Source organism: Streptomyces swartbergensis, from assembly GCF_002148965.1.
Lineage (GTDB): Bacteria > Actinomycetota > Actinomycetes > Streptomycetales > Streptomycetaceae > Streptomyces > Streptomyces swartbergensis.
Window position 1 is genome coordinate 1 of the sequence record NZ_NGFN01000265.1, and the last position, 12,130, is coordinate 12,130.

Consider the following 12,130-nt stretch of genomic DNA (forward strand, 5'->3'; position numbering starts at 1 on the left):
GCCGGATCCACCCCCACCACCCTGATCGCGATCCCCCTCCGCGGATCCCTGAACGTCTCCCCGGGCGTGAAGGGCGCGTCGGACAGCTCCGCGTGGACGTTCGGCGCGCGCGTGCAGCCGCCGCTGTCGCGGCGGGAGTCGAAGACGGTGATCGGGCCCATGCCCGTGTCCACCTCGGCGTCGACCTTGTAGATCAGGACGCCCGGGCGGCACACCGACTCGTCGTTGCCGGCGCGGGTGCGCAGTTCGACGGCGTAGCCGGATCTGGTGTCCAGGGGGATGACGACCAGCTTGGAGCCGCCCGCACGGGCCAGCGGGGTCAGGGTGTACTCCGTGGTGCCGGGGGTCGATACGCACTGCACCTGCGCGGCGTCCAGCCAGCCCAGCTTCCACTTGTGCCAGCCGAGGAGGTCGTTGTTGGCGCCCCAGTCCTCGCTCATGATGTCCCAGTGGCCGACCGCGCCCCCGCCCTCCGCGGTGTACAGGTCGGGCAGGCCGAAGACGTGGCCGTTCTCGTGAGGGAGGACGCGGTAGCCGGTGCGGCCGTAGGAGCCGGAGCCGTCGTCCTGGCGGGAGTAGACGAAAGAGGCGTTGGCCACGGGTATGCCGTCGGCTCTCGGGGCCTCGGGGTTGMCGGCGAMGGTGACCGAGAGGACGGTGTCGAGGGCGGGGGGGCCCGCGTTCGGGGTGACCAGCACGTTCAGCAGGTCGTACGCGCGGAAGTCCACCTTCGGGTCGGCCTCGGCCACCAGGTCCTGAACCAGCGCGCGGTAGCCGGGGTCGAAGGGGGCGCCGCGCTCTATGCCGTAGTCGTGGAAGGACTTGGGCATCCGCAGCCACTCCGGGATCGGGGTCTCGGGGTGGTAGTCGAGGCGGCCGTAGGAGCTGGTGCGGAACCAGTGCCGGGTCTGCGGGAAGAACTCCCGGTAGCGGTCCAGGGCCTTGCCCTCGCCGGGTGCGTCGGAGAAGTCGATCATCAGGGTGAGGGCGCGGACGGTGCCGGTGGAGCGGGCGTAGCCGTCGGTGGTGGGGATGCCCTCGGACATCTGGATCTCGCGGGCGCCGCGGATCATGCAGGGGGCGTGCGAGGAGGTGCGGGACAGGGAGATCGGGCCCGCTCCGGCCGTGCCGGCGCCCGGGGCGAGGTGGCCGGTGCCGGCCGAGGTGCTGACCGTGAGGGTCAGGGCGGTCACGCAGGCGAGGGCGGCCAGACGCCGCCGGGGTATCCGGCGGCCGGGCGGCCACGAGCCGTACGATCTGGAGCGCTGGGGCTGCGGCTGCATGCAAGGGACCTGCAAGGGACCTCCCGCGCCACGGCAGCCTCCGGTCTCCGGCTGCACCCATGCGTTCACCCTGCGTCGGGGGGTGTGGGGGGCGCGCGTTGGAGGAGACCGATCGTGGGTTTCCCGTCAGTAGCGGCGGCCCTGCCTGAATGGTGACCCAGGTCACAAATAAAAAGCCCAGGTGCGGGAAATACCGGGGACCCAGTCCCCGTTTAGCCATGTGTCCGACTGAAACGGGGAGGCTCTCCCCGGATCGCATTCACCGCACACTCAGACCACCCAGGAGTACGCCGTGCAGACCGCCACCCCCGCACCGCGCAAGGCGCCCCGGCCCCGTGCCGACGCCCTGCGCAACCGGGAGCGGATCGTCACCGCCGCCCGGGAGATGTTCGTCGAGCACGGCCCCGAGGTGCCGCTCGACGACATCGCCCGCCGGGCCGGCGTGGGCAACGCCACGGTGTACCGCAACTTCCCGGACCGCGACGCGCTCGTGCGCGAGGTCGTCTGCTCCGTGCTGGACCGTACGGTCGCGGCAGGCGAGTTCGCGCTCGCGGAGAACGGGGACGCCTTCGAGGCCCTGGAGCGCTTCGTGCACACCTCCGCCGACGAGCGGATCAGCGCGCTGTGCCCGATGGTCTCGAGCACGTTCGACGAGAACCACCCCGACCTGGAAGCGGCGCGCGAGCGCGTGGAGCGGATCCTCCAGGAGGTCATGGACCGCGCCAAGGCGGCCGGCCAGCTCCGCCCCGACGTCGGCGTCGGTGACGTGATGGTCGCCGTTGCCCAGCTCAGCCGGCCCCCGGCCGGCACGGCGTGCTTCAGCGTCGACCGCTTCGTACACCGTCATCTTCAGCTGTTCCTGGACGGACTGCGGGCCCCGGCCCGTTCCGCCCTGCCGGGCGCGGCAGTGACCATGGAGGACCTCCGCCAAGCCTGACCGATCAGTTCCCGGCGCCACCCGAGTCACCACACACAGCTCTCACGGTCACAGCCACATAGCTCGCGGCCACAGACAGCACCCGGCTCCACACAGCTCACGGCCACACCGGTCGTCGAGTCGCCCCTCAACGACACCTTTTCCATCACCTTTCGTCACCTTTTCCGTCACCTCGTCCCGAAGTGGGTACCTCCATGTCTGAAACAGCCTCAAAGGCACTCGGCGCCCCGGCGGCCTCGCCGGACGCCGGCCGCTGGAAAGCGCTCGTCTTCATCGCGCTGGCCCAGCTGATGGTCGTCCTGGACGCCACCATCGTGAACATCGCCCTGCCCTCCGCCCAGCAGGATCTGGGCATCTCCGACGGCAACCGGCAGTGGGTCGTCACGGCCTATGCCCTCGCCTTCGGCGGTCTGCTCCTGTTCGGCGGCCGGATAGCCGACCTGTGGGGCCGCAAGAAGGCCTTCGTCGTGGGCCTGGGCGGCTTCGCCGTGGCCTCCGCGCTCGGCGGCGCGGCCACCAACGAGGCGATGATGTTCGGCGCCCGCGCTCTCCAGGGTGTCTTCGGCGCCCTGCTCGCGCCCGCCGCGCTCTCCCTGCTCGCTGTGATGTTCACCGACGCCAAGGAGCGCGCCAAGGCGTTCGGCATCTACGGCGCGATCGCCGGTGGCGGCGGTGCCGTCGGTCTGATCCTGGGCGGCTTCCTCACCGAGTACCTGGACTGGCGCTGGACGTTCTTCGTGAACATCCCGTTCGCCATCGTCGCCGCGGCCGGCGCGTACTTCGTCATCCGTGAGCCGGAGGGCGGCCGCAACCGCTCCCCGCTCGACATCCCGGGCGTGGTCCTGTCCACCCTCGGCCTGGTCGCCCTGGTCTACGGCTTCACCCGCGCCGAGTCCGAGGGCTGGAGCGACTCCGTGACCGTCGGCATGTTCGTGGCCTCCGCCGTCCTGCTCGCGACCTTCGTGATCGTCGAGTCCAGGGTGAAGGCCCCGCTGCTGCCGCTGCGCGTGATCACCGAGCGCAACCGCGGGGGCATCTACCTCTCCCTCGGTCTCGCCATCATCTCGATGTTCGGCCTGTTCCTCTTCCTGACCTACTACCTCCAGATCGTGAAGGGGTACTCGCCGGTCAAGACCGGGTTCGCGTTCCTGCCGATGATCGTGGGCATGATCACGGGTTCCACCCAGATCGGCACCCGCCTCATGACCCGGGTCGCGCCGCGCCTGCTGATGGGCCCCGGCTTCCTGGTCGCCGCGCTCGGCATGCTGCTGCTGACCCGGCTGGAGATCGGCTCCTCGTACGCCGCCCTGCTGCTGCCGGCGATGCTGCTGCTCGGCCTGGGCATGGGTACGGCGTTCATGCCGGCCATGTCGCTGTCCACGCAGGGTGTGGAGCCGCGGGACGCCGGTGTCGCCTCCGCGATGGTCAACACATCACAGCAGGTGGGCGGCGCGATCGGTACGGCGCTGCTGAACACGATCGCCGCCTCGGCCACCACGTCCTACATCGCGGACCACATCGCCGGGGCCGGCAGCCGGTCCCAGCAGCAGCTGGTCCAGCTGGAGGGCATGGTCGAGGGCTACACGAGCGCCATCTGGTTCGCCGTCGGCATCCTCGTCGTGGCCGCCGCGATCGCCCTGACCTTCGTCAACGCCGGCCGCCCGGGCAGCGCCACCGTGTCCGGCTCCGGTTCCGGTTCCGGCGAGGGCGTGGCGGACGAGGTGCAGATACCGGTCGTCGCCCACTGACGGCCGCACCCGAAAACCCCCTTCGGGCCGCCCGTAACACCACCCCGGGCCTCCGTGACACCACCCCGGGCCCTCCGTAACACCCCTTCGGGCCCCCGTAGGTACGAGGAGGGGACGCCTCGTACCTACGGATTCCAGGACCTGCCCCGGCTCAGCGGAGCCAGGGCAGGTCCGCACCCGCTTCGGCCGGCTGGAGTCCCTCGGCGATGATCCGCATGATCTCGCCGAGGGACTTCTGCTGTTCCGGGGTGAGCCGGTCGAAGACCGCCTGGCGTACGGCCTCGACATGGCCCGGCGCGGTCTGCCGCAGCACTTCGTAGCCCTCGTCCGTCAGCACGGCGAACTGGCCCCGCTTGTCGTCGGGGCAGTCCTCGCGGCGCACCCAGCCGTTCTTCTCCAGGCGCGCGATGGCGTGCGAGAGGCGGGAGCGGGTGATCTTCGCCAGCATGGCGAGCTCCGTCATCCGCAGCCGCCGCCGCGGCGCCTCGGCGAGCTTGACCAGAAGGCCGTAGTAGATGTGCGGCATGCCCGCGTCGCGCTGGAGCTGACGGTCGAGGTGGTCGTCGAGGAGGGTGACGCCCTCCATGAACGAGCGCCATACGCGCTGCTCCTCGGCGGTGAGCCAGCGCGGTTCCGGAGGCTCTGCCACGGAGCCTGGTGTCGGTGCGGATGCGGGTGCCTTCATGTCTTCCACTCTACGCGGGCCCTCCTTGAACTTTAAACAAATGCCCCGTACAGTTTTGTTAGGGAACCATGTTTTGGAAGGAGCCGCAGCATGTCCGCCGCCATCCAGGAGCGCATGCCCGCTCTGTACCTGAGTCACGGCGCCCCGCCGCTGGCGGACGACCCGGTCTGGCCCGGTGAACTGGCCGCCTGGTCGGCCGGCCTGCCGCGTCCCCGGGCGATCCTGATGGTCTCCGCCCACTGGGAGGAGGCCCCGCTGGCCATCGGCGCCACCGAGACCGTCCCGCTCGTCTACGACTTCTGGGGCTTCCCGGAGCACTACTACCGGGTGACCTACGAGGCCCCCGGCGCACCGGAGCTCGCCGAGTCGGTACGGAAGCTGCTGCGCGCCCCCGGCGTGCCCGTCCAGGACGTCCCCGACCGCGGCCTCGACCACGGGGCGTACGTCCCGCTGGTGGAGATGTACCCGGAGGCCGACATCCCGGTCCTCCAGGTCTCCATGCCGACGCTCGACCCGGTCCGGCTCATGGAGATCGGCCGCAGGCTCGCCCCCTTGCGGGACGAGGGCGTGCTCATCGTCGGCTCCGGCTTCTTCACCCACAACCTGGCCGCGCTCCGGCAGGGCGGCATCCCCGCCTGGTCGGCGGAGTTCGACGACTGGGGCCGGCGGGCGCTGGAGGCGCGTGACGTGGACGCCCTGCTCGACTTCACCCGCAAGTCGCCCGCGGGGCAGCTCGCCCACCCGCGCACGGAGCACTTCGCCCCGCTGTTCGTGACCATGGGCGCGGCCGACGCCGCCGGTGAGCTGGACGCGCACAAATCGGTGATCGACGGCTTCTGGATGGGGCTGGCGAAACGGTCGGTGCAGTTCGGCTGAGCCCGCCCCCCGGGAGAGCCGGGCCTACAGGGTGCCTACAGGGGCTTCTCGTACCAGGCCACGTCCCAGTAGCGGCCGAACTTGCGGCCGACCTCCCGGTAGGTGCCGACGTACCGGAAGCCGAAGCGCTCGTGCAGCCGGGCCGACGCCTCGTTCGGCTGCGCGATGCCCGCGTAGGCGCGGTGCAGGTCCTCGCCGGACAGTGCCTCGAAGAGGGCCTTGTAGAGGAGCGTGCCGATGCCGCGGCGGCCGGCGTGCGGGTCGACGTACACCGTCGTCTCCACCGAGGTCGCGTAGGCGGGCTTCGCGCGGAAGGGGCTGGATGTGGCGTAGCCCAGAATCCGCTGTGAGTCCGGGGCCGCGGCAACCATCAGGCGGTAGGGGCCGTCTTCAGGGTGGGAGAGCAGCCAGGCGCGGCGCTCTTCCGGAGTGAAGATCGCGGTATCGAATGTGATCGCCGTCTCACGAACATAGTGGTTGTAGAGGGCCGTGAGGGCCTCGAGGTCATCCTCGACTCCCGGCCTGACCTGCACCTCTGTAGGTTCCGACGGCATCTCGCCTCCCCGCGTGGCCCGACAGGGTACTGCATGATCAGAAAATTCGGGGGGTGGGTTGGGAATTCTGTCCTGATTCCAGTCGTTGTTTCCATCGGATGCAGGGCACCCGAGGAGAGTCCGGAGAGTCCCGGAGACGGAGTCCAGCGTCCGAAGGACCACCCGCTGACCTCATCATCGCAAGGGAGCACGCATGGCAACCCGTGCCGTCGCCCGTCGTCAGTCCGCCACCGGCGAGACGGCCGACAGGGCAAGCAGTGTTCGCGCCCATGGCGGCGAGATCGCCGATCGCGACCTGGTCGGCATGTACCTCGACGAGATCGCGCGTACACCGCTGCTCGACGCCGCCAAGGAGGTCGAGCTGTCCCAGGTCATCGAAGCGGGTGTGTTCGCGCGGCAGGTCCTCGACGGGTACGAGGAGACGAAGACGGACGCCACCCGCGAGGAGCTGGAAGCCCTGGTCGCCGACGCGGAGCGGGCCAAGGACGTCTTCATCCGCTCCAACCTGCGCCTGGTCGTCGCCGTCGCCCGCCGCTACCCCCGCAGCGGTCTGCCGCTGCTGGACCTGATCCAGGAGGGCAACGCCGGCCTGGTGCGCGCGGTCGAGAAGTTCGACTACCGCAAGGGCTTCAAGTTCTCCACGTACGCGACGTGGTGGATCCGCCAGGCCATCACCCGCTCCATAGCCGACCAGTCCCGTACGATCCGCCTGCCCGTCCACCTCGTGGAGGAGCTTGGCCGGATCCGGCGGGTGCAGCGCGAGTTCAACCGCGAGCACGGGCGGGACCCGGAGCCCGCGGAGATCGCCGCCGAGCTCGGCTCAACGCCGGAGCGCGTCATCGACGTGCTCGACTGGGCCCGTGACCCCGTCTCGCTGAACATGTCGGTGGACGACGAGGGCGAGACCCAGTTCGGTGACCTCCTGGAGGACACCTCGGCGGTGTCGCCCGAGCAGTCGGTGCTCACGCTGCTGCGCAGCGAGGAGCTCGACGACCTCATCGGCCGCCTCGACCAGCGCACGGCCTCGATCATCAAGATGCGCTACGGCATCGAGGACGGCCGGGAGCGCACGCTGACCGAGGTCGGCAAGGAACACGGCCTGACCCGCGAGCGCATCCGGCAGATCGAGAAGCACGCGCTGCTGGAGCTGAAGAAGCTGGCGCGCAGCACCGGGTTCGACGCGGCGGCGTGACGCCGGTCGCAGCGGCGTGACGCAGCTGTCCGCCGGTGGGCGTCCGGGCGTACGACTCGTCCTGCGGTCTGTGGGCGTCGTCTCACGGCCCGTGGACGACGGGCAGTGTGCGCCCGGGGGCCGCCGCGTACGCCGGGTGGCGAAAGACCGCGCAAACATGGCCATGTAACGCCGCTTCAACCATCGGGGCACCGGGAACAAGACTTCCGGGCTCACCAGTTCGGGCCCGGGGCCACGCCCCTGGCCCCCACCCCAGAGCCAAGTCCCGTCGCACTCCCCCCGGCGCCGGGACTCTCCCAAGGCCGGGCTTCGGCGTCCCTCCCCCCGGGCGCCGGGGCCCGGCTCTCTGCATGACGGGGCCCGGCTCTCTGCATGAACGGGGCCCGGCTCTGCGCGAACGGGGAACTGGAGCGTGGAGGGCGAGGCGATGGAGGGCGGGGCACCCCGTACCTGAACCACGGGGTGGCCCGCCAGATGGCAGATTGTGTCACATGGGCATAGCCTGCCGGGCGTGAGCAGCACCACCCCGACCCCTCCTCAGGCCTCGCTGACAGAGCGGCGGAAGGCCGAGACGCGCATGGAGATCGCCCGGGCCGCGGCCGGCCTCTTCGTACGGCACGGCCTGCGCGCCACCCGCGCGGAGGACATCGCCCAGGCCGCCGGCATCGCCCCGCGCACCTTCTACCGGTACTTCGCCACCAAGGAGGAGGCCGTCGCCCCGCTCTACGCGGCCGGCGCCCAGCGCTGGGTGGAGGCGGTGCGCGCGGCTCCCGCCGACGACTCGGTGCCCCAGGCCCTGGAGCACGGAGTGCGTCACACTCTCACCCCGGGCGTCGGCGTCTCGGCGTCCTCCTGGGAGTGGGTCCGCACACTCCTGCGCCTCGCCGAGGCCAACCCGTCCCTGCGCAGGGTGTGGGCGGAGGTGTGCCAGGCGTCGGAACGGACGCTGGGGGAGGTGCTGGCCGCGCGGCGGCTGACGGCCGGTCCTGCGCGAACTCCCACGACAACCGACCTCGATAACGTTGCCACGCCCTCGGACCTGCGCTTCGCCGCCGCCGTGGCGAGCGCGGCCGTACGTGCGGCGGTGGAGAGCTGGGCGACGGCCGGGGACGTCCCAGCGGACGGGCCGGAGGGACCGGCGGAACTGGCGTTGCGGAATCTGGGGGTGCTGCGGGATTTCCCCTGGGAGAGCCGGTGACTCGACGACGGACGGTCCCGCCGTTGACAGGACCTTACGGTCACTCGGCTGACAGGGCCTTGTCAACGAATCCGGGGCAGTCGCCTGATGACTTGAAGGCTTTCGCGGCGTCGCGAAGAGACACGTCGAACACGGGTATCTCCGCAAGAGACACCGCTTCGTCGGGTCCAGCTCTGGTGAGAGCGGCCTTGTACCCCTCGGCACTGGCCTGGGCCGGAGACATCCCCCGCTCGAGTTCGTCACCCATCACCTCGGTGAAAACGGCCAGGGCGTCCCTCGAGACGCCGGACGACTCGAAGTGCGCGGCACATCGCCGGATGGCCTGCAGTTCGCCTTCGAGCTCCTGCTCGGACAGCTTCGGAGGCTTGACGACGGCGAACCTGGCACTGCCCTGCTCCGCACCCTCCTCGTGCTTCACCTGGGTGATGTTCTCCTTCTCTCCGTAAGGCACCTGCGACGCCTTCACCACCGCACGGATGGTGATCGTGACCGTCTCCTCCGGCACGATCTTGGTGTCACCCTCCGTGGGGCAGGTCACCACGGTGTTCCCCGCAGTGATGTCGCATTCGTTCGCCTCACCTGAATCCGTCATCAACTGCGCATGCAACACAGGGTGGATGACGCCTCCCTCGGCACCGCCCGAGGCCGACTTGAAGTTGTCCTCCACCGTCACACCGGTGACGTCGTCCTCCCCGTGATTGGTGACCTTGACGGTGAAGGACTGGAACTCTCCCGGAGCGACCGTAGAACTCAGGGGTTTGTTCCTGATCTCCAGCAGGGGCTTGTCCGAGTGCTTTTTGTTGTCCTTCTCGAGTTTTTTGAGGAAGTCCTTTCCCGCATCCTTTGCCTTGTCCCGGTCTTGGCGGGATGCCGACCGGTCGTAGGACTTCAGCAGAGTGCGGCTCAGCTGCTCCACGTTCTTCTTGAGCTCGGCCTGCACCTTCGGCGGAACGGCCCGGTCCTTGAGAATCTGCTGGCTCGTCCCCGACGTACTCATGGCCCTCACAGTCCACTCCAGATACTTCTGCGGCGTCTGCTGGCCTTGAGAGCGAGTCAGCGTTCTGACGTCCTGCTCAGCGTTCCTGAGGGCGAAGGCCCGAAAGCCCCTAGGTGCTTCCTGATCCGTGACCAGCCCGAAGCGCTCGGTCATCTCTTCAGTGAGCTCCGTGTAGGTGGCCCGCTGCGCGCCAGACGTCTGGGGATCCCGGATCGTCCCCAGCGTCTTGACTGTCCCGTCCACGATTCTCGTGTAGGAGGCCCGGTCCTCGCGCGGCGTGTCTGGATCCTGGATCACGCCCAGCGTTTCGGCCGTCCTTTCCACGATGTGCGTGTGGGCGACCCGCTGCTCGCGAGGCGTCTTGGGGTCCTGGATCATCCCCAGCGCGTCGGTGAGCCGAGACACGATTCTCGTGTAGGCGGCCCGTTCGCTGGGTGGGACGTCCGGATTCCGGCTCATCTTCAGCAACCCGCTCAGCTCGTTCTCGACTTCCTCCTTCACTTCTTCCGGCACGTTCAGCGCCGCCGTGCGCTTCTCCATGAGCGTCGCTTGTTCCGAGGGGTCGGCCGGTGACGGGGGCTGCGACTGAGTGCCGGAGTCCGTCGGTTCGCTGGGGCCGGTCGGCTCGCTCGGCCCGGTCTGCGTGCCGGACCCCGTCGTCCCGGGCTCTGTCGGCGTACTGGGCTCGGGCGGAGTACTGGGTCCGGTAGGCGTGCCGGGTTCCGGGGTGCTTGGTTCCGGGGTGCTTGGTTCCGGGGTGCCGGGATCTGGCGTGCCGGGATCCGGGGTGCCGGGATCCGGGGTGCCGGGATCCGGCGTGCCGGGATCCGGCGGTGGGGTGGGAGTCTGGGCCGGTGTCACGGTTGCGGCCTGGCCGAAGGCCCCCGTCGCGGAGACGGTCACGCCTCCTGAGAGCGACAGCGCTGCAACCAAGCAGTACGTGCAACCCCTGTAACGGCAGACTCGTCGCCGGGCGTTTCTGGCCATGGCGCATCCCGGTGCACTGTGGAACATGCGGATTTGCCCATACAGACACAACAACCACTTACAACTACTTTGGACCCGATGGGGCCCTCCTGCAACTTCGGCGTCCAATCCGCTACAACGACTCCATCAATGCCGCCACGGATACTCTTGTCGAAGTCGAGCGCGACTCCACGCCGTACCGATCCTCTTCTCTCGCGATTTCCCTTTTCAATTCTTCACGGTCGGGACTTTTCCTGGGGTTGAATTTGTAGGACGAGATGGCGTGCGCGTAATCGAACTCCTCCCGTGTGCCGTACCACAGTACGGTCACGTACCGGGGTTTTCGGGTGACGTTGATGATGTTGTTGTTGTGGCGAACTTTCCCTTCATGGATGATCATGTCGGGGCATTCTGCACAGTAGAATCGCCCCTCCTTCTTTTGCCAGGAGGGGTGCGCCTGCTGTAGTTGCAGGAGATTGATCTTTCCGCGATCCATTCTCATGACCACCATGGCCAAGGTCGCTTCCAGGAGATCGTATTCAACATTCCTGGGGATCTGTATCACTTTCTCCTTTACGTGGCCCTCTCCCGGATGAAGCCAGTACCCCGGTCCGGCGAACTGTCCGGCGCTTATCGTTTTGCTGTCTGATTGAGTGACATGCAGCTCGGCGTCGTATCTGTTTTCCAGAGCCTTCTTCCAGTCCCTCAGTCCCCCGTCGTCCTGCGAGTATTCAGCCGAACGCCCATAGACCAGATACTTATCAACGAGGATGTATGCTGGAACTTTTCCGGTGTTCTCCACTTGGAACGTAAGCGGCACATGGATGAACGGGCGGGTGGGATCGGTGTGGGGGGTGCCGAATTTTGCCGTGAGAGTGACATAGAAGGGAGCTGATGTGGGCTGATAGACGGCGGAGTATGCGAAGTTCGTGGCGGCCAGAAGGCCGGAAAGGGCCACCCCGGTCGCAAATCGTTTGGGGTGAGGGATGACTCTCCATACCTGCTCATGGAACAGTCGCCATAGGGCCCACAGCGACCAGGTGAAGAGCAGCAGGTATATGGGTAGGTAGAGCGTCGGTTCTCTTTCCTGGAGCCAGGTGAACAGGAAAATGCTCTCTGTGATCAAGGCGATCAGTGCCCCGACCAGTACCACGGCTCCGGAATACTGGAACTGCCGTTTTCCCTCATGGTCGAGGGCCGCCAGCGCCGCGAGGCCTTGCACCGCGCCGGACAGGATGAAGAGGTACCCCGTGATGCGCTGCGCGAACGTCAGTGCCCCCATGGCGTCCGGTGTTCCGACCACGGTGAGCAGGACCATGGACAGGATCAGTCCCGCCATCATGAGCGCTGTGGCCGTGCGTCTTCGCCACGTGCGATCGGGCCATGTCTCGCTGCCGGCCTCGCGCCAGACTATGACTCTCCGGTCTTCCAGATCGACGCTTTCCGGGCAACCGAGTTTTCGGAGAACCTTGCGCAGCCCGCCCGGGGACCAGGCGCTGCCCACCGCTGTGCCGCCCACGCTGACTGCGCGAAGGCCTCTGCTGTCCGGCGGCTCCACAATCACCCTGGGAGTCTTCTCCATGAGGGACAGCCTTGATGATGAACGGACAACACGCAGCCGGGATTGCTCCATCCGGCCATTCGGCAGTGCAGCCGCCCCCCGGCAACGGGAGCTTCAGGTCATGCTCCGTCCC

General features: G+C 68.3%; 10 protein-coding genes. 5 read left to right on the forward strand and 5 right to left on the reverse strand.

Going from position 1 to position 12,130, the window contains the following annotated elements; genetic code table 11:
- On the reverse strand, positions 1-1,283 hold a 1,283-nt coding region (locus CA983_RS31655; protein ID WP_107500301.1), incomplete at its 3' end, for a M6 family metalloprotease domain-containing protein.
- Between the two features lie 292 nt (positions 1,284-1,575).
- Between CA983_RS31655 and CA983_RS31660 the strand changes: the two genes are divergently transcribed.
- Positions 1,576-2,220 carry a TetR/AcrR family transcriptional regulator gene (locus CA983_RS31660; protein WP_086604236.1) on the forward strand — a complete coding sequence of 215 codons (645 nt, stop codon included), beginning with the start codon at positions 1,576-1,578 and terminating at the stop codon, positions 2,218-2,220.
- A gap of 194 nt (positions 2,221-2,414) precedes the next feature.
- Positions 2,415-3,968: an MFS transporter gene (locus tag CA983_RS31665; RefSeq protein WP_086604237.1), complete on the forward strand. Its 1,554-nt coding sequence runs from the start codon at positions 2,415-2,417 to the stop codon at positions 3,966-3,968.
- A 151-nt stretch (positions 3,969-4,119) separates the two neighbouring features.
- On the opposite strand, the gene CA983_RS31670 is transcribed toward CA983_RS31665, so the two are convergent.
- On the reverse strand, positions 4,120-4,653 hold the full coding sequence (locus CA983_RS31670) for a MarR family winged helix-turn-helix transcriptional regulator (RefSeq protein WP_086604243.1): 534 nt from the start codon (positions 4,651-4,653) through the stop codon (positions 4,120-4,122).
- 90 nt (positions 4,654-4,743) lie between these two features.
- Here CA983_RS31670 and CA983_RS31675 point away from each other — a divergent pair, with 90 nt between their 5' ends.
- On the forward strand, positions 4,744-5,529 hold the full coding sequence (locus CA983_RS31675) for a dioxygenase family protein (RefSeq protein WP_167407508.1): 786 nt from the start codon (positions 4,744-4,746) through the stop codon (positions 5,527-5,529).
- 35 nt (positions 5,530-5,564) lie between these two features.
- Here CA983_RS31675 and CA983_RS31680 read toward each other — a convergent pair whose 3' ends face one another.
- Positions 5,565-6,083: a GNAT family N-acetyltransferase gene (locus CA983_RS31680; RefSeq protein WP_086604238.1), complete on the reverse strand. Its 519-nt coding sequence runs from the start codon at positions 6,081-6,083 to the stop codon at positions 5,565-5,567.
- 193 nt (positions 6,084-6,276) lie between these two features.
- Here CA983_RS31680 and CA983_RS31685 point away from each other — a divergent pair, with 193 nt between their 5' ends.
- Both CA983_RS31685 and CA983_RS31690 read left to right on the forward strand, forming a co-directional pair.
- On the forward strand, positions 6,277-7,275 hold the full coding sequence (locus tag CA983_RS31685; RefSeq protein WP_086604239.1) for a sigma-70 family RNA polymerase sigma factor: 999 nt from the start codon (positions 6,277-6,279) through the stop codon (positions 7,273-7,275).
- A 511-nt stretch (positions 7,276-7,786) separates the two neighbouring features.
- Complete coding sequence (locus tag CA983_RS31690) at positions 7,787-8,473, forward strand: TetR/AcrR family transcriptional regulator (RefSeq protein WP_167407509.1); 687 nt, start codon at positions 7,787-7,789, stop codon at positions 8,471-8,473.
- 40 nt (positions 8,474-8,513) lie between these two features.
- Here the strand turns inward: CA983_RS31690 and CA983_RS31695 are convergent, their stop codons facing one another.
- Together CA983_RS31695 and CA983_RS31700 are read right to left on the reverse strand one after the other, a co-directional pair.
- Positions 8,514-10,010, reverse strand: a complete 1,497-nt coding sequence (locus tag CA983_RS31695) for a DUF11 domain-containing protein (RefSeq protein WP_158101913.1) — start codon at positions 10,008-10,010, stop codon at positions 8,514-8,516.
- A 559-nt stretch (positions 10,011-10,569) separates the two neighbouring features.
- Positions 10,570-12,018, reverse strand: coding sequence for a polysaccharide biosynthesis protein (locus CA983_RS31700; RefSeq protein ID WP_143645601.1), 1,449 nt, complete (start codon positions 12,016-12,018; stop codon positions 10,570-10,572).
- Between the last annotated feature and the right edge of the window lie 112 nt (positions 12,019-12,130).

Excerpts from the sequence above, each read along its gene's own strand:
- CA983_RS31665 (WP_086604237.1), top strand. The coding sequence starts at position 2,415 with ATGTCTGAAACAGCCTCAAAGGCACTCGGCGCCCCGGCGGCCTCGCCG.
- CA983_RS31670 (WP_086604243.1), bottom strand. The coding sequence starts at position 4,653 with ATGAAGGCACCCGCATCCGCACCGACACCAGGCTCCGTGGCAGAGCCT.
- CA983_RS31675 (WP_167407508.1), top strand. The coding sequence starts at position 4,744 with ATGTCCGCCGCCATCCAGGAGCGCATGCCCGCTCTGTACCTGAGTCAC.
- CA983_RS31680 (WP_086604238.1), bottom strand. The coding sequence starts at position 6,083 with ATGCCGTCGGAACCTACAGAGGTGCAGGTCAGGCCGGGAGTCGAGGAT.
- CA983_RS31685 (WP_086604239.1), top strand. The coding sequence starts at position 6,277 with ATGGCAACCCGTGCCGTCGCCCGTCGTCAGTCCGCCACCGGCGAGACG.
- CA983_RS31695 (WP_158101913.1), bottom strand. The coding sequence starts at position 10,010 with ATGGAGAAGCGCACGGCGGCGCTGAACGTGCCGGAAGAAGTGAAGGAG.
- CA983_RS31700 (WP_143645601.1), bottom strand. The coding sequence starts at position 12,018 with ATGGAGAAGACTCCCAGGGTGATTGTGGAGCCGCCGGACAGCAGAGGC.